16 protein-coding genes are annotated in these 19,365 nt (G+C 55.2%); 12 read left to right on the forward strand and 4 right to left on the reverse strand.

All coding sequences use genetic code 11. From position 1 onward, the window contains the following. The first annotated feature begins 195 nt into the window (after positions 1-195). From purL to glnB, 5 genes are all read left to right on the forward strand, one after another. Positions 196-4,083: a phosphoribosylformylglycinamidine synthase gene (purL, locus tag AAEY27_RS06140; RefSeq protein WP_342324007.1), complete on the forward strand. Its 3,888-nt coding sequence runs from the start codon at positions 196-198 to the stop codon at positions 4,081-4,083. A 552-nt stretch (positions 4,084-4,635) separates the two neighbouring features. Next, positions 4,636-6,072 (forward strand): two component system sensor histidine kinase QseE/GlrK, encoded by a 1,437-nt coding sequence (gene qseE, locus AAEY27_RS06145; RefSeq protein ID WP_342324008.1) that lies wholly within the window; start codon positions 4,636-4,638, stop codon positions 6,070-6,072. After that, entirely contained in the window at positions 6,069-6,803 is a 735-nt protein-coding gene (gene qseG / locus AAEY27_RS06150) for a two-component system QseEF-associated lipoprotein QseG (protein WP_342324009.1), read from the forward strand. Before qseE ends, qseG begins: the two co-directional genes overlap by 4 nt. After that, positions 6,800-8,137 carry a two-component system response regulator GlrR gene (gene glrR / locus AAEY27_RS06155; RefSeq protein ID WP_342324010.1) on the forward strand — a complete coding sequence of 446 codons (1,338 nt, stop codon included), beginning with the start codon at positions 6,800-6,802 and terminating at the stop codon, positions 8,135-8,137. The genes qseG and glrR overlap by 4 nt, the downstream gene beginning before the upstream one ends. A 74-nt stretch (positions 8,138-8,211) precedes the next feature. After that, complete coding sequence (glnB, locus tag AAEY27_RS06160) at positions 8,212-8,550, forward strand: nitrogen regulatory protein P-II (protein WP_002438074.1); 339 nt, start codon at positions 8,212-8,214, stop codon at positions 8,548-8,550. A gap of 38 nt (positions 8,551-8,588) precedes the next feature. On the opposite strand, the gene hmpA is transcribed toward glnB, so the two are convergent. After that, a complete protein-coding gene (gene hmpA / locus AAEY27_RS06165) occupies positions 8,589-9,779 on the reverse strand; it encodes an NO-inducible flavohemoprotein (RefSeq protein ID WP_342324011.1) in 1,191 nt (396 codons plus the stop codon). A 318-nt stretch (positions 9,780-10,097) separates the two neighbouring features. On the opposite strand from hmpA, the gene glyA reads away from it, so the two are divergent. Then, on the forward strand, positions 10,098-11,351 hold the full coding sequence (glyA, locus tag AAEY27_RS06170; RefSeq protein WP_342324012.1) for a serine hydroxymethyltransferase: 1,254 nt from the start codon (positions 10,098-10,100) through the stop codon (positions 11,349-11,351). A 47-nt stretch (positions 11,352-11,398) separates the two neighbouring features. On the opposite strand, the gene AAEY27_RS06175 is transcribed toward glyA, so the two are convergent. Further along, positions 11,399-12,247, reverse strand: a complete 849-nt coding sequence (locus tag AAEY27_RS06175) for a nickel/cobalt efflux protein RcnA (RefSeq protein WP_342324013.1) — start codon at positions 12,245-12,247, stop codon at positions 11,399-11,401. A 141-nt stretch (positions 12,248-12,388) separates the two neighbouring features. Between AAEY27_RS06175 and rcnR the strand changes: the two genes are divergently transcribed. Next, the gene (gene rcnR / locus AAEY27_RS06180) at positions 12,389-12,661 is read left to right on the forward strand and encodes a Ni(II)/Co(II)-binding transcriptional repressor RcnR (RefSeq protein ID WP_065370335.1); all 273 of its coding nucleotides are present in this window, start codon (positions 12,389-12,391) and stop codon (positions 12,659-12,661) included. Between the two features lie 92 nt (positions 12,662-12,753). Further along, positions 12,754-13,896: a 3-phenylpropionate MFS transporter gene (locus AAEY27_RS06185; protein ID WP_342324014.1), complete on the forward strand. Its 1,143-nt coding sequence runs from the start codon at positions 12,754-12,756 to the stop codon at positions 13,894-13,896. Here AAEY27_RS06185 and csiE read toward each other — a convergent pair. Continuing rightward, positions 13,893-15,170: a stationary phase inducible protein CsiE gene (gene csiE / locus AAEY27_RS06190; protein ID WP_342324015.1), complete on the reverse strand. Its 1,278-nt coding sequence runs from the start codon at positions 15,168-15,170 to the stop codon at positions 13,893-13,895. The genes AAEY27_RS06185 and csiE overlap by 4 nt on opposite strands. 124 nt (positions 15,171-15,294) lie before the next feature. On the opposite strand from csiE, the gene AAEY27_RS06195 reads away from it, so the two are divergent. Both AAEY27_RS06195 and AAEY27_RS06200 read left to right on the forward strand, forming a co-directional pair. Further along, entirely contained in the window at positions 15,295-15,933 is a 639-nt protein-coding gene (locus AAEY27_RS06195) for a DUF1007 family protein (RefSeq protein ID WP_342324016.1), read from the forward strand. After that, positions 15,924-16,904, forward strand: a complete 981-nt coding sequence (locus tag AAEY27_RS06200; protein WP_342324017.1) for a nickel/cobalt transporter — start codon at positions 15,924-15,926, stop codon at positions 16,902-16,904. Before AAEY27_RS06195 ends, AAEY27_RS06200 begins: the two co-directional genes overlap by 10 nt. Before the next feature lie 100 nt (positions 16,905-17,004). On the opposite strand, the gene suhB is transcribed toward AAEY27_RS06200, so the two are convergent. Further along, positions 17,005-17,808 (reverse strand): inositol-1-monophosphatase, encoded by an 804-nt coding sequence (suhB, locus tag AAEY27_RS06205; RefSeq protein ID WP_342324018.1) that lies wholly within the window; start codon positions 17,806-17,808, stop codon positions 17,005-17,007. 117 nt (positions 17,809-17,925) lie between these two features. Between suhB and trmJ the strand changes: the two genes are divergently transcribed. Continuing rightward, on the forward strand, positions 17,926-18,657 hold the full coding sequence (trmJ, locus tag AAEY27_RS06210) for a tRNA (cytosine(32)/uridine(32)-2'-O)-methyltransferase TrmJ (RefSeq protein WP_342324019.1): 732 nt from the start codon (positions 17,926-17,928) through the stop codon (positions 18,655-18,657). Positions 18,658-18,855: 198 nt separating this feature from the next. After that, positions 18,856-19,347, forward strand: a complete 492-nt coding sequence (iscR, locus tag AAEY27_RS06215) for a Fe-S cluster assembly transcriptional regulator IscR (protein WP_342324020.1) — start codon at positions 18,856-18,858, stop codon at positions 19,345-19,347. The last annotated feature ends 18 nt before the right edge of the window (positions 19,348-19,365 follow it).

Below are 19,365 nucleotides of genomic sequence, written 5' to 3' on the forward strand. Positions count from 1 at the left end.
GCATTTTGCGCAACAAAACGCCAATTGGCAACTAATTAGAGTGTTTAGGTAACAGCTATTGTTAAAAATTGGTGGGGATTTTATTTCGACGCAAACGGTTTCGTCGGCGCGCAGGATTCTCTATAATGACGCCCGTTTTCCCCTGGTGCACACTTTAAGCGTCCCCGACGCTTCGTAATCGAAGACGAGAGACTTATGATGGAAATTCTGCGTGGTTCGCCTGCATTGTCCGCTTTCCGTATCAACAAACTGCTGGCACGCTTTCAGGCCGCCAACCTTCCGGTGAGCAATATTTACGCTGAGTATGCTCACTTCGCCGATCTGAATGACACGCTCACCGAAGAAGAATATGCCCGGCTCCAGCGCCTGCTGAAATATGGGCCAAGCCTCAGCAGCCACACGCCGACCGGAAAATTACTGCTCGTCACTCCTCGTCCTGGCACCATCTCTCCCTGGTCTTCCAAAGCTACCGATATCGCCCATAACTGCGGCCTTGACAAAATCAATCGCCTCGAGCGCGGCGTGGCGTACTACGTCGACGCGGCCGGGCTGAGCGACACCCAGTGGAATGACGTGGCTGCATTGCTGCATGACCGCATGATGGAGAGCGTATTCGCAGCGCAATCCGACGCCGCACGCCTGTTCGAACACCACCAGCCTGCGCCGGTACAGAGCGTGGATTTACTCGGCGAAGGCCGCCAGGCGCTGATCGACGCTAACCTGCGTCTCGGCCTGGCGCTGGCCGACGATGAAATTGATTACCTCCAGGATGCATTTACTCGCCTGGGGCGCAACCCGAACGACATTGAACTCTACATGTTCGCGCAGGCGAACTCGGAGCACTGCCGTCACAAAATTTTCAACGCCGATTGGATTATCGACGGCGAGCAACAGCCGAAGTCGCTGTTCAAAATGATCAAAAATACCTTCGAACAAACGCCGGATTTCGTGCTGTCTGCCTATAAAGACAACGCGGCGGTGATGGAAGGTTCAGAAGTCGGGCGCTTCTTCGCCGATCGCGGGGAAGGCCGTTACGATTTCCATCAGGAACCGGCACATATTCTGATGAAAGTCGAAACCCATAACCACCCGACGGCCATTTCGCCGTGGCCGGGTGCCGCAACAGGTTCCGGCGGTGAAATCCGTGATGAAGGCGCAACCGGGCGCGGCGCGAAGCCAAAAGCGGGGCTGGTCGGTTTCTCTGTCTCGAATTTACGCATTCCGGGCTTTGAACAGCCGTGGGAAGAAGATTTTGGTAAGCCGGACCGTATCGTCAACGCGTTGGATATCATGACCGACGGCCCGCTCGGCGGCGCCGCGTTTAACAACGAATTTGGTCGCCCGGCGCTGAATGGCTACTTCCGTACTTACGAAGAGAAAGTGAACAGCCACAACGGCGAAGAGCTGCGCGGTTACCACAAGCCGATCATGCTGGCAGGCGGCATTGGTAACATTCGTGCCGACCACGTGCAAAAAGGCGAGATCACCGTTGGCGCGAAACTGATCGTCCTCGGCGGCCCGGCGATGAACATTGGCCTCGGCGGTGGCGCGGCATCCTCTATGGCGTCTGGTCAGTCTGATGCGGATCTCGATTTCGCCTCGGTACAGCGCGACAACCCGGAAATGGAGCGTCGTTGCCAGGAAGTGATCGACCGTTGCTGGCAACTGGGCGATGCCAACCCGATCCTCTTTATTCACGATGTTGGTGCGGGCGGTTTGTCCAACGCCATGCCGGAGCTGGTGAGCGACGGCGGTCGCGGCGGGCGTTTCGAGCTGCGCGATATTCTCAGCGATGAGCCGGGCATGAGCCCGCTGGAAATCTGGTGTAACGAATCTCAGGAGCGCTATGTGCTGGCGGTTGCCGCCGATCAACTGGCGCTGTTCGACGAACTGTGCCGCCGCGAGCGCGCGCCGTACGCGGTCATCGGTGAAGCCACAGAAGCGCAGCACCTGACGCTCAATGACAACCATTTCAACAACCAGCCGATCGATATGCCGCTGGATGTGTTGCTGGGCAAAACGCCGAAAATGACCCGTGATGTGGCGACGCGTCAGGCGACGGGCGACAGTTTTGACACCCGCACGATTACGCTGGCTGACGCGGTAAACCGCGTGCTGCACTTGCCAACCGTGGCGGAAAAAACCTTCCTGGTGACTATTGGTGACCGTACCGTTACGGGTATGGTGTCGCGTGATCAGATGGTTGGCCCGTGGCAGATCCCGGTCGCAAACTGCGCCGTTACGACCGCCAGCCTCGACAGCTACTATGGCGAAGCGATGTCGCTGGGCGAACGCGCGCCGGTCGCGCTGCTGGACTTCGCCGCCTCTGCCCGTCTGGCGGTCGGTGAAGCATTAACGAACATCGCGGCGACGCAGATTGGCGATATCAAACGCATCAAACTGTCGGCGAACTGGATGGCGGCGGCGGGTCACCCTGGCGAAGACGCCGGTCTGTACGCCGCGGTAAAAGCCGTGGGTGAAGAACTCTGTCCGGCGCTCGGCCTGACCATTCCGGTCGGCAAAGACTCAATGTCGATGAAAACCCGCTGGCAGGAAGGCAGCGAGCAGCGCGAGATGACGTCACCGCTGTCGCTGGTGATCACCGCGTTTGCCCGCGTGGACGATGTGCGCGGCACCGTTACACCGCAACTCTCCACCGAAGAGAACGCCCTGCTGCTGATTGATCTTGGCAACGGCAGTAATGCGCTGGGTGCAACGGCATTCGCGCAGGTTTACCGCCAGTTGGGCGACAAACCAGCAGATGTGCGTAACGTAGAACAACTGAAAGGTTTCTTTGATGCGATTCAGGCGCTGGTCGCGGATCGCAAACTGCTGGCATATCACGATCGTTCCGACGGTGGTTTGCTGGTAACGCTGGCTGAGATGGCTTTCACCGGGCATTGTGGCGTCAACGTGGATATCGCCGCGCTGGGTAGCGATCATCTGGCTGCACTGTTTAACGAAGAGCTGGGTGCGGTCATTCAGGTTCGGGCGGCCGATCGCGAAGCGGTTGAAAGTGTGCTGGCAGCCTACGGTCTTGGCGATGCGGTTCACTATCTGGGTCACGCGGTTGCGGGCGATCGCTTTGTTATCGAAGCCAACGGCCAAACCGTGTTCAGCGAAAGCCGCACTACGCTGCGTATGTGGTGGGCGGAAACCACCTGGCAGATGCAGCGCCTGCGTGATAACCCGGAGTGCGCGGATCAGGAGCATGAAGCGAAAGCCAATGACAACGATCCGGGCCTCAACGTGAAGCTCACGTTCGATCTCAACGACGATATCGCCGCACCTTATATCGCCACCGGCGCGCGTCCGAAAGTCGCGGTGCTGCGTGAGCAGGGTGTTAACTCCCATGTGGAGATGGCGGCGGCGTTCCACCGCGCTGGTTTCGACGCGTTCGATGTGCATATGAGCGATCTGCTTGCCGGGCGTACTGGGCTTGAAAACTTCCAGGCGCTGGTGGCCTGCGGCGGTTTTTCCTACGGCGATGTGCTGGGCGCGGGTGAAGGCTGGGCGAAATCCATTCTGTTCAACGACCGTGTGCGTGATGAGTTCGAAACCTTCTTCCATCGCCCGCAAACGCTGGCGCTCGGCGTGTGTAACGGTTGCCAGATGATGTCTAACTTGCGCGAACTGATCCCAGGCAGCGAACTGTGGCCGCGCTTTGTGCGTAACCACTCCGATCGCTTCGAGGCGCGTTTCAGCCTGGTGGAAGTGACGCAAAGCCCGTCATTGCTGCTGGGTGGCATGGTCGGTTCACGCATGCCAATCGCGGTTTCTCACGGCGAAGGCCGCGTGGAAGTGCGCGATGCGGCGCATCTGGCTCAGTTGGAAAGTAAAGGGCTGGTGGCGCTGCGCTATGTCGATAACACCGGCAGCGTGACGGAAACCTACCCGGCAAACCCGAACGGTTCACCAAACGGTATCACCGCCGTGACCAGCGAAAGCGGCCGCGTAACCATTATGATGCCGCACCCAGAACGTGTATTCCGCACGGTTTCCAACTCTTGGCACCCGGAAAACTGGGGCGAGGACAGCCCGTGGATGCGTATTTTCCGCAACGCCCGTAAGCAATTGGGGTAAGCGACGTTCGGTAGTGAAGAAGCCTTCTTCCTTTTAGGGAGAGGGCTTTTTTATTGCCAGCGAGAATACCTGCCAAAAGTGTCTTCATTTCCCGACATCAGACATTTATCAGTGTCGCCAAACGGAGACATTTAATTTATTGATTTTTAATGTTTTATTTTTTGTTCCGAATGGGTGTAGCTAAATAGCGACAGGTCGTTGAAATAATGAGCAGAAGAGTATTTTGAAGATTGACTATAAAGCCATTAATAATCAATGCATTAAATTAGTTGTTTGTAAGTTGGCATAGTACGTGCATAATACCCGGCAGTGGCTCATTCACCTTCTTATGTCAGCCCCTTCGGGACGTGCTACATAAACTTCGAATGACGCACTTAAAGGTGCCTGCCGTCCACCTGCTGATCATCGCGTAAGCTTTATCAGACATCGGGCGAAACGTCGAGTTAGGCACCGCCTAATTTCATAACAAAGCCGGGCTTTTGCCCGGCTTTGTTGTTCTTTACCCCGGCACTCAGCTAGCATCTCTGTACCTTTTATTGTGAGAGTACTGCATTGAAACGCTGGCCTGTCTTTCCCCGCTCGTTACGCCAACTGGTGATGATGGCGTTCCTGCTGATTTTGCTGCCGCTGCTGGTACTGGCCTGGCAAGCGTGGCAGAGCCTGAACGCACTTAGCGCGCAGGCATTACAAACCAACCGAACCACCCTGATTGATGCCCGTCGCAGCGAAGCGATGACCAACGCCGCGCTGGAAATGGAGCGCAGCTATCGCCAATATTGCGTGCTGGATGACGCGACGCTGGCACGTGTCTACCAGAACCAGCGTAAACGCTACAGCGAAATGCTGGACGCCCACGCGGGCGTGCTGCCGGATGACAAGCTCTACCAGGCGCTGCGCCAGCATCTCAACGAGCTCGCTCAACTGCAATGTAACAATAGCGGCCCCTCAGCGGCGGCTTCCGCGCAGCTTGAGGCTTTTGCCGCCGCCAACACAGAAATGGTGCAATCGACCCGCGCGGTGGTTTTCTCCCGTGGGCAGCAGTTGCAGTTGGAAATCGCCGAGCGCGGCCAGTTTTTCGGCTGGCAGGCGTTGGTCCTGTTTTTGGTCAGCCTCGCGCTGGTACTGCTCTTCACCCGCATGATTATCGGCCCGGTTAAAGGCATCGAACGGATGATTAACCGGCTGGGAGAGGGACGTCCACTTGGTCACACAGTGGTGTTTAAGGGGCCGCGCGAATTGCGCTATGTCGGCGAGCGTATTATCTGGCTCAGCGAAAGGTTGGCCTGGCTGGAATCTCAGCGCCATCAATTTTTGCGGCATATCTCACACGAACTCAAAACGCCGCTCGCCAGCATGCGCGAAGGCACGGAATTGCTCGCCGATCAGGTCGTTGGGCCGCTCTCGGCGGAACAAAAAGAGGTGGTGGAAATTCTTGATGCCAGCAGCCGAAATCTGCAAAAACTGATTGAGCAACTGCTTGATTACAACCGCAAACTGGCAGATGGCGCAGTTGAGCTTGAGCAGGTTGATTTAGCGCCGCTGGTCGATATGGTGATCTCCGCCCATAGTTTGCCGGCGCGAGCTAAAATGATGCATACCGATGTCGCCCTGGAAGCAGCGACTTGCCAGGCGGAGCCGATGTTACTGATGAGCGTACTGGATAATCTTTACTCCAACGCGGTGCACTATGGTGCTGAATCCGGTAACATTTATCTCCACAGTTATCTCGCCGGCGCGCGGCTCTGTATCGATGTGGCGAACACCGGCACATCGATTCCTGAAGCGGAACGCGAAATGATTTTTGAGCCCTTTTATCAGGGAAGTCACCAACGAAAAGGGGCTGTTAAAGGCAGCGGGCTGGGGTTAAGTATTGCCAGAGATTGTATTCGCCGCATGCATGGCGAATTGCATCTGGTCACTGACAGCAAGGCTGATGTCTGTTTCCGTATTGAGTTACCGCTCAATGCGCCGGAAAAATCCACTAAATGAATCTAAAACTGGTGAGTATGTCGCATGTTTTTTCCCGCGTTGTTAACGCGATCGCACAGCAAAACACCTGGCTTCGCGCGCTTCCCTGCCTGTTACTGGCCGGATGCGTGACGCAAACGCCGCAAAGCGCCATCCATGACAACCAGGAAGAACGGCTCCCTGAGCATCAATTGGCTGATTTTCTCTCTACGGATTGCAATGAAATTTGGTCGCTGTCCGGCGAAAACGTCGACAGCAACCCGCTTTACTGGCTACGCGGGATGGACTGCGCTCAGCGCTTATTGCCCGCTTCTGCGCGCGCCGAAGCGCGTTCGTGGTCGGACAATAACTGGCAGGCGACATTCCGGCGCGGCATTTTATTGTCGAACGCTAAAATCTCGCCGCTGGAACGCCGGGATTACACCGAGCGGCTGGATGCCCTCAGCCCGTCCATTCCCGCGCAAGTGCGCCCGATATTCCAGCTATGGCGCGATGGGGAAATAGCGCAGTTACAGTTATCGGAAGAGCGCAGCCGCTACGGCAAGTTGCAACAATCTACCGATAGCGAGCTGGACAGCCTGCGCCAGCAGCAACAATTTTTGCGCGAGCAACTGGAAACCACCACGCGCAAGCTGGAGAACCTCACCGATATCGAACGGCGTCTCTCCACGCGCAAACCTGCCGCCACCGATCTGCCGGATAGCACACACCCGTCCAAAAGCGACGGGAATCAAGAGGACGTGAAACCATGACGAGCCGCAAACCTGCCCACTTATTGCTGGTGGATGACGATCCTGGCCTGCTCAAACTGCTGGGGCTGCGCCTCACCAGCGAGGGCTACAGCATTGTCACCGCAGAAAGCGGGCAGGAAGGGCTACGCATTCTCGGGCGTGAAAAGATTGACCTCGTGATCAGCGATTTGCGCATGGACGAGATGGATGGCATGCAGTTGTTCGCCGAAATCCAACGTGTGCAGCCGGGCATGCCGGTGATTATCCTGACGGCGCACGGTTCGATTCCGGACGCGGTCGCTGCCACGCAGCAAGGCGTGTTCAGCTTCCTGACCAAACCGGTCGATAAAGACGCGCTGTATAAAGCCATCGATGATGCGCTGGAACACAGCGGGTCGGCGAGTGACGATCAATGGCGTGAAACCATTGTCACCCGCAGCCCGGCGATGTTGCGTCTGCTCGAGCAGGCGCGGATGGTCGCGCAATCGGATGTCAGCGTGCTGATCAACGGCCAAAGCGGGACCGGGAAAGAGATTCTGGCGCAGGCCATTCACACCGCCAGCCCGCGCAGTAAAAGCGCATTTATCGCCATCAACTGCGGCGCGTTGCCGGAACAACTTCTGGAATCAGAACTGTTTGGTCATGCTCGCGGCGCGTTTACGGGCGCTGTGAGCAGCCGGGAAGGGCTTTTCCAGGCCGCAGAAGGTGGCACGCTTTTCCTGGATGAGATTGGCGATATGCCGATTCCTTTGCAGGTCAAATTGTTACGCGTTTTGCAGGAGCGCAAAGTGCGTCCGCTTGGCAGCAATCGCGATATTGATATCAACGTGCGGATTATTTCGGCGACGCACCGTGACTTACCGGAAGCGATGGCGCGCGGCGAGTTTCGTGAAGATCTCTACTATCGTCTGAATGTGGTGAGCCTGAAAATCCCGGCGCTCTCTGAACGCGCGGAAGATATTCCCCTACTGGCAAACCACCTGCTGCGCCAGTCGGCGGATCGGCACAAACCGTTTGTCCGCGCCTTTTCGACCGACGCCATGAAACGCCTGATGACCGCCAGTTGGCCCGGAAACGTGCGCCAATTGGTTAACGTGATTGAGCAATGCGTGGCGCTGACCTCTTCGCCGGTGATCAGCGATGCGCTGGTGGAACAGGCGCTGGAAGGGGAGAACACCGCGTTACCGACCTTTGTCGAAGCGCGCAATCAGTTCGAACTCAACTATCTGCGCAAGCTGCTGCAAATCACCAAAGGTAACGTGACGCACGCCGCGCGAATGGCCGGGCGCAACCGCACTGAATTTTACAAATTACTCTCGCGCCATGAGTTGGACGCCAATGACTTTAAAGAGTAAAGGCGAAATGATTATGGTACTGTGAGCAACCGATTACGATGCAGCAGATTGGCAAGAACGTGTAAGGAACGACCATGAAAAAGATTGATGCGATTATTAAACCTTTCAAACTGGATGATGTACGTGAAGCCCTGGCTGAAGTCGGCATCACCGGGATGACGGTAACGGAAGTGAAAGGTTTTGGTCGCCAGAAAGGCCACACCGAACTGTACCGTGGCGCAGAATATATGGTGGATTTTCTGCCGAAAGTGAAAATTGAGATCGTGGTGACCGACGATATCGTTGATACCTGCGTCGACACCATTATTCGTACCGCGCAGACCGGCAAAATCGGCGACGGTAAAATCTTCGTCTTTGACGTCGCGCGCGTGGTACGTATTCGTACTGGCGAAGAAGACGACGCCGCCATCTGATATTTCTCCCTCACCCCGCCGGGTGAGGGAATCTCGCGTTACAGCACTTTATGTGGACCAAAGCATTCGTAGTGAATGTGCTCTTTGGCAATTCCCAGCGTGACCAATTGTTGCGCCGCAAACTGCATAAACCCAACCGGGCCGCACAGGTAAAACTGCATCGCCGGGTCACTAAAATTCCCTTCCAGCGACATTAAATCCATCAAACCCGTACTGTGAAAACACCCGGCTTTTTCATCCGCTGCATTTGGCTGGCGATACCAGACATGCTGATAAAAACGCGGCAGCGCAGCGCCGAGCTGGTTTACTTCGTCGGCAAAAGCATGAACTTCGCCGTTTTCAGCAGCATGGAACCAGTTCACCTGCGCGCTGTGCTGTGATTGCGCCAGCACATTTAGCATCGCTAACATCGGTGTTTGACCCACGCCCGCGGAAATCAGCGTCACTGGCGCGTTGGCGGCGACATCCATAAAGAAATCCCCGGCTGGCGCGGCCAGATGCACGATATCGCCCGGTTTTGCGTCGTTATGCAACCAATTCGATACCTGGCCACCATCTTCACGTTTTACCGCGATGCGGTAACTTTTGCCGTTCGGCTGACGAGTCAGTGAATATTGACGGATTTCCTGATGGACAAAACCGTCAGGTTTCAGCCAGATAGCGAGATACTGGCCTGGCTGGTAAGCCGCAACGGGTTGGCCGTCCACTGGCGCAAATTCAAAACTGGTGATCAGCGCGCTTTGCGGCGTTTTTTCCACTAAACGGAAGGCACGAGTCCCTTGCCAACCACCCGGTTTTTCGGCGTGCTCGGTGTAAATCTGCGCTTCGCGGTTGATAAACACACCCGCCAGCACGCCATAGGCTTTCCCCCATGCCTCTAATACTTCCTGCCCTGGGCTGAACATTTCATCCAGCGTCGCCAGCAGATGCGCACCGACAATGTCATATTGCTGTGGCTGAATCTGGAAACTGGTGTGCTTCTGGGCGATTTTCTCAACCGCTGGTAACAGCGCGGCGAGATTGTCGATATTGCTGGCATACGCCGCAATGGCATTAAACAGCGCTTCACGCTGATCGCCATTGCGCTGGTTGCTCATGTTGAAAATCTCTTTTAACTCGGGATTGTGGGTAAACATCCGATCATAAAAATGGGCGGTCAGTTTGGGGCCAGTCGCGGCGAGCAGGGGAAGGGTGGCCTTCACCGTAGCGATGGTTTGCGCGTCGAGCATGAGTGCTTCCTTAACAAATGATGATTTAAAGTTGTATTTTAAATGCATCTTATAATCTTCAGCCGATAGTTGTAAAGAGAACGCCCCCGCGGCGAAGAGTTTCATCGTGAAGAAGTTGCATCACAAACCTGAAAAGAAATCCGCTTAAATGGCGAAGTATGTTATCGCTCAAACCCTTGTGTGGCGCGGAGCCAATCGTTTGCGCAAAAACCTTTGTCAAGACCTGTTATCAGAATATTAATCAGTTATACTGTCAGCCGTTCCCGAAATTGGGCCCTCATTTAGAGTTGTTTTTGTTAGCTGAGTCAGGAGATGCGGATGTTAAAGCGTGAAATGAACATTGCCGATTATGATGCCGAACTGTGGCAGGCTATGGAGCAGGAGAAAGTACGTCAGGAAGAACACATTGAACTTATCGCCTCCGAAAACTACACCAGCCCGCGTGTAATGCAGGCTCAGGGTTCTCAGCTGACGAACAAATACGCTGAAGGTTACCCAGGCAAACGCTATTACGGCGGTTGCGAATACGTTGATATCGTTGAACAACTGGCAATCGATCGCGCGAAAGAGCTGTTCGGCGCGGATTATGCCAACGTGCAGCCGCACTCCGGTTCTCAGGCTAACTTCGCGGTTTACACTTCTCTTCTGGAGCCGGGCGATACCGTACTTGGTATGAACCTGGCGCACGGCGGTCACCTTACGCATGGTTCCCCGGTTAACTTCTCCGGCAAGCTTTACAACATTGTGCCTTACGGCATCGACGAAACCGGCCACATTGATTACAACGACCTGAACGAGCAAGCGCAGAAACACAAACCGAAAATGATCATCGGTGGCTTCTCCGCTTATTCCGGCGTGGTTGATTGGGCAAAAATGCGCGAAATCGCCGACAGCATCGGGGCTTACCTGTTCGTCGATATGGCGCACGTTGCCGGTCTGGTTGCCGCAGGCGTTTACCCGAACCCGGTTCCGCACGCGCACGTTGTTACCACCACTACCCACAAAACCCTGGCAGGCCCGCGTGGCGGCCTGATCCTGGCGAAAGGCGGTAGCGAAGATCTGTATAAAAAACTGAACTCCGCTGTGTTCCCTGGCGGCCAGGGCGGCCCGCTGATGCACGTGATTGCCGGTAAAGCGGTCGCATTGAAAGAAGCGATGGAACCGGAGTTCAAAACCTACCAGCAGCAGGTTGCGAAAAACGCCAAAGCGATGGTGGAAGTGTTCCTGAACCGTGGCTACAAAGTGGTTTCTGGCGGTACCGACAACCACCTGTTCCTGCTCGATCTGGTCGACAAAAACCTGACCGGTAAAGAAGCAGATGCCGCGCTGGGCCGTGCGAACATCACCGTTAACAAAAACAGCGTACCGAACGATCCGAAAAGCCCGTTTGTCACTTCCGGTATCCGCATCGGTAGCCCGGCGGTAACGCGTCGTGGTTTTAAAGAAGCGGAAGTGAAAGAGCTGGCTGGCTGGATGTGTGACGTGTTGGATAGCATCAATGACGAAGCGGTCATTGAGCGCACCAAACAGAAAGTACTGGATATCTGCGCCCGTTTCCCGGTTTACGCATAAGATTCAGGTAGCAATAAGCCCGCTTTATCAAGCGGGCTTTTTTTGGCTTATTGCAGCCCGGCATAGCCGTGAACGCCCATATACACACCGACAAGTGCTATCAATACGCTGGAAAAATAGGGCGCTTTGCGGGCGAGGGTATTAAAGCCGGACCAGCGTTTCGCCGCTTGTTGCACACTGATTGCCGCTCCCACACCAACCGCCACCAGCGTCAGCGCCAGGCCAATACTGAAACAAATCACCAGCGTCGCGCCTAGCGTTATCGCCTTCAACTGAATACAGATCAGCAAAATCGTGATCGCCGCCGGGCAGGGGATTAACCCGCCGGTCAAACCGAATAGCAGGATCTGCCCGTTGGTCACCTCGCTGCCGGTAAAACGCCGTTCGATATCCCTTGCGTGCGCCAGTTCGTGCGCATCCTGATACGCCTCCTGTGGCGCCATTTTGCGGATCGACAGGATCGCGGGTTGCCCCTGCACAACAACAGATGGCTGCGGCTGGAGGATCTTCGCCTGATGATGGTGATGAGCGTGATGATGCCCGGCGTGCCAGCCACTTTCCCCTTGCCAGGTACGCCTGAACATCCACGCGGCGGTTGAAATAATTACCACTGCGGAAACCAGTTGCAGCCAGGGTTCCACCGCTTGCGCCGTAAATTTATTGCTGAGATACATGCCGCCGAGGGCGATTAACCACACCACAATTGTGTGCGACAGCGTGGCGGCCAGCCCCAGCATAATGGCTTGTTTGATAGTGCCTTTGATGGCGATGATAAACGCCGCCATCATGGTTTTTGAGTGACCCGGTTCCAGGCCGTGCAGGGCGCCGAGAAGTATTGCGCTGGGGATAAAAAACCAGGCATTCCCTTGCTGAAAAAGTGTGGTGAAGTCATTCATGAGAGACGTTCTCGTAACTTTTAAGTGCGCTCAAATCTACTCCCCCCCAGTAAAAAATACTACCTCCCAGTAGAATTAAACTCCCCCCAGTTGATGCGTGGTATGCTAACGCTCGTTTACGCACAGTCGATTGAGGTTTGTATGTCGCATACCATTCGGGATAAAAAAAAGCTGAAAGCGCGGGCGAGCAAAATTGAAGGGCAGGTGGGCGCTCTGAAGAAAATGCTGGATGAACCTCATGAATGCGCTCAGGTTTTGCAGCAAATCGCGGCGATCCGTGGCGCGGTAAACGGGTTAATGCGCGAAGTCATCAAAGGTCACCTGACCGATCATATTGTTCATGAGAACGACGAAATCAAACGTGAAGCTGACCTGGATGTGGTGCTCAGCGTGCTGGATTCCTATATTCGTTAATTACCTGCGCCAGCGCAGGTTTGTTATCTGATTGTTACTTGCCAGCTCAGACGTTTACCGCCAGACTATCGCCTCCATTCCAGGAGGAAATCATGGTTCTGCAGTCCACGCGCTGGCTGGCGCTCGCTTATTTCACCTACTTTTTTAGCTACGGCATTTTCTTACCTTTCTGGAGCGTCTGGCTCAAAGGCGTTGGGCTGACCCCGGACATCATCGGTATGCTGCTTGGCGCAGGCCTTATCGCCCGTTTTCTTGGCAGCCTGCTTATCGCCCCGCGCGTGAGCGATCCTTCCCGGTTGATTACCGCGTTGCGCGTGCTGGCGCTGGCAACATTGCTGTTCGCGCTGGCGTTTCATGCCGGTAGTCATGTCGCATGGCTGGCGGTGGTGATTGTTGGTTTTAACCTCTTTTTCTCGCCGCTGGTGCCGCTTACTGACGCGCTGGCGGGCACCTGGCAAAAACAGTTCCCGATGGATTATGGCCGCGTGCGGTTATGGGGTTCGATTGCCTTTGTGATTGGTTCGGCGCTGACCGGCAAACTGGTCAGCCTATATGATTACCCGGCGATTCTGGCGATGTTGACGCTAGGCGTTGCCTCGATGTTACTTGGAATGCTGCTGCGACCCTCTATTTTGCCGCAGGGTGAAAGCCGTCATCAGGACGGCGCGGGCTGGCCGGCGTGGCGGGCGTTGATTGTGCAGAACTGGCGTTTTCTGGCCTGCGTGTCGATGCTGCAAGGTGCGCACGCGGCCTATTACGGTTTCAGCGCCATTTATTGGCAGTCGGCGGGGTACTCCGCATCAACCGTCGGTTATTTGTGGTCGTTAGGCGTGGTAGCGGAAGTGGTGATTTTCGCGCTCAGCAACCGGCTGTTCCGCCGCTTCAGTGCGCGTGATTTGCTGCTGCTTTCTGCCGTTTGTGGGCTGGTGCGCTGGAGCCTGATGGGCTGGACCACCGAGCTGCCGTGGTTGATCGTCACGCAAATCCTGCACTGCGGAACGTTCACCGTTTGCCACCTGGCCGGCATGAGGTATATCTCTGCGCGGCAGGGCAGCGAAGTCATCCGTTTGCAGGCGATTTACTCCGCCGTGGCGATGGGCGGCAGTATCGCGCTAATGACCATGTTCGCCGGTTTCTTGTTCGAGTATCTGCACCAGGGGCTGTTCTATGTCATGGCGTTACTGGCTATTCCGGCGCTGTTTCTGCGCCCGGCCGTCGCACCTAAGGTGAGTTAGCCTTCCAGCATGGCGCGGATGTGCTGCTGTTGCTGCTCACTCAACGGCCCGTCGGTATGAATCAACGGCGGCGAAAAGAGCGGCAACGGCGTGGTGTAAGGTGTGATGATTAATGTCACGTCTTTTGGGGCACCGGCGTTGCGAAACTCGGTCAGCGACAGGTATTTAATGGTGAGCGGCAGCAGCGTCAGTTCACGCAATTGCTGTTCGATCTCCTGCTCTCTGGCGCTATCTTCCCCGGTAATCAGTATCACCTGCTTTTCATGCAGGTCGCTCTCTTGCATCAGCCAGGCACCAAAAATGACCGCCACCAGCCCGGCTTCTTCATCGCTCAAGCGCAGACCATACTCCTGTTCCAGACTTTCCAACGCGATGCGAGTGGTGCGCATCAATCGTGGGTAAAGCTGGTGGATCTCCTCGGGCAGCGTGTTATCAATGCCGATGCCAAAGAAACTGCGATCCAGCGCCTGCGCCAGGTGGACATAAAGCTGGGCCGTTAGCCCTTGTTCGTCGCTGAAACGCATCTCGGCGAGTTGGCGAAACCGCGTAATCATTCGACTGATGGCGCGTTGTAAGCGGCGATCTTGCTGGTGATCGTCACGGGTCGGATCCGGTGTGCGCACCAGCATAAACATCAGCGATAGAAAGAAATGCTCATTCTCATGAGCATGGGCAGAAACCCGCCGTTCCCAATGGCGCACGATATCCTGTGCAACCTGATATTCGACGCGCATTTGCGTCCACTTTTGCTGCACCGGGTTGAATTCGGGCGTATGGCCGTAATGGTGTTGCAGCAAACAGTACTGCAAATAGAGGCGCAAAAACTGCATATCGCGGCATTCAAATGAGCGCTGCAACCGGCGCGAGCAGAGGTTAATCAAGGCGCGCAGGTTGGTATCGTCATAAAGTGTGCGAGCAATGCCTTGTGCTTTCAGCGCATTTTTTAACGCCGGGGTAAAGTGTTGCGTGATAAATTGCGGGCACAACCGTAATGCGCGGCGCAGCCAATGCAGCAGGCATAAGCGCTGATCGAGTAGTGTGCCTTCAATCCGGTAGCTGCCGTTGGCGTGGGTGACAATGGAAAGCCGGTGGTAACGTTGGATTTCGCTTTGCGTTTCTGCAAGATCCTGTTGAGCCACCGCGTCGTCCACTCCGTTTATGGCGCTGATATTTTCCATGGTGGTACTTTGCCCGGGTAACGCGAGCATCAGCAACACCTGGCAGCGACGCTGCGGACTGGAGAGTGCAGATGGCGGAGCCAGTGTAATAGTCATCTGTCAGATTCCAGGTAGGGTATTTGATAAGCGTAGTTAAAGGTATGCTTAGCGACAGCGCAGCCGGAAGTGTTTCAATCAGGATTGCCGGAGAGCATCACAGAATTTTTCACGTGAGGAATACATGCAAGCAGTTAAACAATGCGCCCTGGGGCTGTTTCTCGCACTTTTATCGCTTTCTGCCAGTGCGCACCCGCATAGTTTTATTCGTATGAAAACGCAGGTGTTAGCCGACAACGGCCAGTTCACCGGCCTGAAAATGCGCTGGACGATGGACGAGATTACCTCGGCGGATCTGCTGTATGACGCGGGTAATGCAAAACCCGGTGATGAGATTTGGAAAAAGCTGGCGGCGGAAGTGATGGCGAATGTGCTTGGTCAGCACTATTTCAGCGAAGTCTGGCATAACGGGCAGAAGGTTAAGTTTCTTAATCGCCCAACCGAATATGGCATGGAACGCGAAGAGCACCAGGCGGTGCTGACGTTCATTCTTCCGCTGGCGCAACCGCAGCCGCTGAGCGGCCAAAAATACACCCTTGCGACGTTCGATCCCACGTATTACGTCGACATGAGTTACGAACAAGATAGCGATGCGATGCTGCCCGCCTCGTTACAAACGACCTGCAAAATAAGCATTCATACTCCTCATCCTGGCGAAGAGGTACTGAATTACGCCCAACAGCTTGATAAATCCGATGCCCCGGAGGAAGACATGCAACTGGGTAAACAGTTTGCTCAAACGGTGACATTGCTATGTCAGTAATCACTGGTCAGGTCATACGCAAACGGCGTTTGCTGCAACTATGGCCGTTGCTGCTGTTTCTCGTCTGTGTCGCTGTTGGCGGTTTTTGGCTGTGGCAGGCGTGGCCGCAGGTGCTGATGAAAAGTGTGCTCTGGCAGCGTGAAGTGAATATGCAGATGAGCACATTACTAAAACGCGTAGCGGAAAACCCGACGAAAGCGGGCGGTTCGCTGCTGCTATTTAGCTTCGTTTATGGCGTGCTGCATGCGCTCGGGCCGGGACATGGCAAAGTGGTGATCACCACCTGGCTTGCCACGCATCCTTCGAAACTTAAATCCGGGATTGCGCTGACGCTGGCATCGTCGCTATTGCAAGGGCTGGTGGCGATTGGGTTGGTAGTCGTGATGTTGAGCATACTGGCACTGCCTGCGCGGCAGTTGCATTTGAGTGGTTACTGGCTGGAGAAGGGCAGTTATCTGCTGGTTGGTGTGCTGGGTTTATTGTTGTGCTGGCGAGCGGTGAAGACATTACGCGCGCTGCTTAATGCGCCAAAATTCCGCGCTTTTACCCCGCATCATGTGCACCACGACGGTTGCGGTTGTGGCCATCAGCATGTGCCTTCGCCATCGCAACTGAAAAGCGGCGAGGACTGGCGCGCCCGTTTAATGATTATTTTGTCGATGGGCATGCGCCCGTGTTCCGGGGCTATCATGGTGCTGTTGTTCAGTAAAGTGATTGGCGTGTTTGCCTGGGGCGTGGCGTCGGCGCTGGCGATGGCCGCAGGAACGTCGTTAACCATCAGCGCGCTGGCGTTGCTGGTGCACGGTTTTCGTCATCTGGCGGTGAAATTGAGTGGTCATCAAACACCTGTTTTGTGGCGACAGGTTGGCTGGACGACGCTGGCGTTAGCCGGCGGTGTTGTGCTGGTGAGTGCGGCGGTGGTGATGTGGGTCAGTGCGTTGCCGCCGGGCGGCGGATTAAGACCATTTTGATAATGCCTTATCAGGCCTACAAATTTCGTAGGCCTGATAAGCGCAGCGCCATCAGGCATTTCACCTTATCCGGCCTACAAACCCTGCAACAACTGGCGGATTAACGCTTCAGCGCGTCGCTCAGTTCTTCGCGCATATTCGCCAGCATCGATTTCACAACGCGTGGGTTACCTGCAACGAGGTTGCCGGTCATCATATAGTTATGACCGCCGGTGAAATCACACACCAGACCGCCCGCTTCACGCACCAGTAGTTCGCCGGCGGCGAAATCCCACGGCTTCAGCGCGATTTCAAAGAAACCATCAACACGGCCAGCAGCAACATAGGCCAGGTCCAGCGCGGCGGAACCGGTGCGACGGAAATCGGCGCATTCGGTAAACAGTTTGCCAACGATGTTCATGTAGGTCTTTGCGTGTTGTTTGGCTTTGAACGGGAAGCCGGTCGCCAGGATGGTGCCATCCAGATCGCGAGCCGTGCTGCCGCGCAGACGATAACCGTTCAGCTGTGCGCCTTGACCGCGCGTTGCGGTGAACAGTTCGTTACGCATGGGATCATAAACCACCGCGACTTCAGTGCGGCCTTTAATACGAACGGCGATAGATACCGCGAAGTGCGGCAGACGTTTGATGAAGTTGGTCGTGCCATCCAGTGGATCGATAACCCATTGAACATCCTGATCTGTGCCTTCATGCTCACCACTCTCTTCAGTGATGATGGTGTGTTGCGGGTAAGATTTGCGGATGGTGTCGATAATTACAGCTTCGGCTGCTTTATCAACGTTGGTCACGAAATCATTGCTCCCTTTTTGACTTGTTTCGACGGTGTCAGGGGTTTCGTAGTTTTTGGCAATTAAATTACCCGCCTTGCGCGCAGCACGCACGGCGATGTTCAGCATCGGATGCATCGGTCTCTCTCACTGGATGTTAAAGAACGGAAAACGGCGCGTATGATAGCAGTGAATTCGAATTATGTCTCCGCTTTATGATAGTATCCGCCAATATTCTTTAGCCGTTGAAAATCTATGCTGCAAAATATTCGAATCGTACTGGTGGAAACTTCCCACACCGGCAACATGGGCTCTGTTGCCCGTGCAATGAAAACAATGGGTTTAACGAATCTCTGGCTGGTCAATCCGCTGGTGAAACCGGATTCTCAAGCCATCGCGCTGGCCGCAGGTGCCAGCGATGTGATTGGCAATGCGCAAATCGTCGATACGCTGGATGAAGCGTTAGCTGGTTGCAGCCTGGTGGTTGGCACAAGTGCGCGTTCCCGCACACTGCCATGGCCGATGCTCGATCCGCGCGAATGCGGCCTGAAAAGCGTCGCCGAAGCGGAACATGCGCCAGTCGCGCTGGTATTTGGTCGCGAACGCGTTGGCCTGACCAATGACGAATTACAGAAGTGTCACTATCACGTAGCAATTGCCGCCAACCCGGAATACAGCTCGCTGAACCTGGCGATGGCGGTGCAGGTTATCGCGTATGAAGTGCGCATGGCTTGGCTTGCGAAACAAGAAAGTGATGCGCCGGCAGTAGAACATGAAGAGACGCCTTATCCGCTGGTGGACGATCTCGAACGCTTCTATGGGCACCTGGAACAAACGCTGCTTTCTACCGGTTTTATTCGCGAAAACCACCCCGGCCAGGTGATGAACAAACTGCGCCGCCTGTTTACGCGCGCTCGCCCGGAAAGCCAGGAACTGAATATTCTGCGCGGTATTTTGGCGTCTATTGAACAGAAAAATAGAGAGTAACAGGGGCTGAATCGTAGGCCGGATAAGGCTTCGCCGCCATCCGGCAACACATTGAGCACGAAACGGCAAATACTTGACTAAAACAGTCAACTAAATAGTTGACCAATTTAGTCGGGAATGTCAGACTTGCCTCTGCTATGCAACATTAACATATTAAAAATACACCCCGGGCAGGGGCGAGTTTGAGGCTTGTAAGACATGAGACTGACATCTAAAGGGCGTTATGCCGTGACCGCAATGCTGGACGTTGCACTCAACTCCGACGCGGGCCCGGTTCCGTTGGCTGATATTTCCGAGCGTCAGGGGATTTCCCTGTCCTACCTGGAACAGCTGTTCTCCCGCTTACGTAAAAATGGCCTTGTGTCCAGCGTACGTGGTCCGGGCGGCGGTTACCTGCTGGGTAAAGACGCGAACAGCATCGCTGTTGGCGAAGTTATCAGCGCTGTTGACGAATCCGTTGACGCCACCCGTTGCCAGGGTAAAACCGGCTGCCAGGGCGGTGATAAATGCCTGACCCATGCTCTGTGGCGCGATCTGAGCGACCGTCTGACGGGTTTCCTGAACAATATCACGCTCGGCGAACTGGTGAATAATCAAGAAGTTCTCGACGTGTCTGACCGCCAGCACAGTAACGAATCCCATCGCACCACCCGCGCTCAAGACGCAATCGACGTTAAACTGCGCGCATAATAAAAAACAGAATTCAGA

The sequence above is a fragment of the Kosakonia sp. BYX6 genome (genome assembly GCF_038449125.1).
In the GTDB taxonomy this organism is placed as follows: Bacteria; Pseudomonadota; Gammaproteobacteria; order Enterobacterales; family Enterobacteriaceae; genus Kosakonia; species Kosakonia calanthes.

What these genes read in the sequence shown, in the direction of transcription:
- purL (WP_342324007.1), top strand. Translation starts at nt 196, where the DNA reads ATGATGGAAATTCTGCGTGGTTCGCCTGCATTGTCCGCTTTCCGTATC.
- qseG (WP_342324009.1), top strand. Translation starts at nt 6,069, where the DNA reads ATGAATCTAAAACTGGTGAGTATGTCGCATGTTTTTTCCCGCGTTGTT.
- glrR (WP_342324010.1), top strand. Translation starts at nt 6,800, where the DNA reads ATGACGAGCCGCAAACCTGCCCACTTATTGCTGGTGGATGACGATCCT.
- glnB (WP_002438074.1), top strand. Translation starts at nt 8,212, where the DNA reads ATGAAAAAGATTGATGCGATTATTAAACCTTTCAAACTGGATGATGTA.
- hmpA (WP_342324011.1), bottom strand. Translation starts at nt 9,779, where the DNA reads ATGCTCGACGCGCAAACCATCGCTACGGTGAAGGCCACCCTTCCCCTG.
- glyA (WP_342324012.1), top strand. Translation starts at nt 10,098, where the DNA reads ATGTTAAAGCGTGAAATGAACATTGCCGATTATGATGCCGAACTGTGG.
- AAEY27_RS06175 (WP_342324013.1), bottom strand. Translation starts at nt 12,247, where the DNA reads ATGAATGACTTCACCACACTTTTTCAGCAAGGGAATGCCTGGTTTTTT.
- rcnR (WP_065370335.1), top strand. Translation starts at nt 12,389, where the DNA reads ATGTCGCATACCATTCGGGATAAAAAAAAGCTGAAAGCGCGGGCGAGC.
- AAEY27_RS06185 (WP_342324014.1), top strand. Translation starts at nt 12,754, where the DNA reads ATGGTTCTGCAGTCCACGCGCTGGCTGGCGCTCGCTTATTTCACCTAC.
- csiE (WP_342324015.1), bottom strand. Translation starts at nt 15,170, where the DNA reads ATGACTATTACACTGGCTCCGCCATCTGCACTCTCCAGTCCGCAGCGT.
- AAEY27_RS06195 (WP_342324016.1), top strand. Translation starts at nt 15,295, where the DNA reads ATGCAAGCAGTTAAACAATGCGCCCTGGGGCTGTTTCTCGCACTTTTA.
- AAEY27_RS06200 (WP_342324017.1), top strand. Translation starts at nt 15,924, where the DNA reads ATGTCAGTAATCACTGGTCAGGTCATACGCAAACGGCGTTTGCTGCAA.
- suhB (WP_342324018.1), bottom strand. Translation starts at nt 17,808, where the DNA reads ATGCATCCGATGCTGAACATCGCCGTGCGTGCTGCGCGCAAGGCGGGT.
- trmJ (WP_342324019.1), top strand. Translation starts at nt 17,926, where the DNA reads ATGCTGCAAAATATTCGAATCGTACTGGTGGAAACTTCCCACACCGGC.
- iscR (WP_342324020.1), top strand. Translation starts at nt 18,856, where the DNA reads ATGAGACTGACATCTAAAGGGCGTTATGCCGTGACCGCAATGCTGGAC.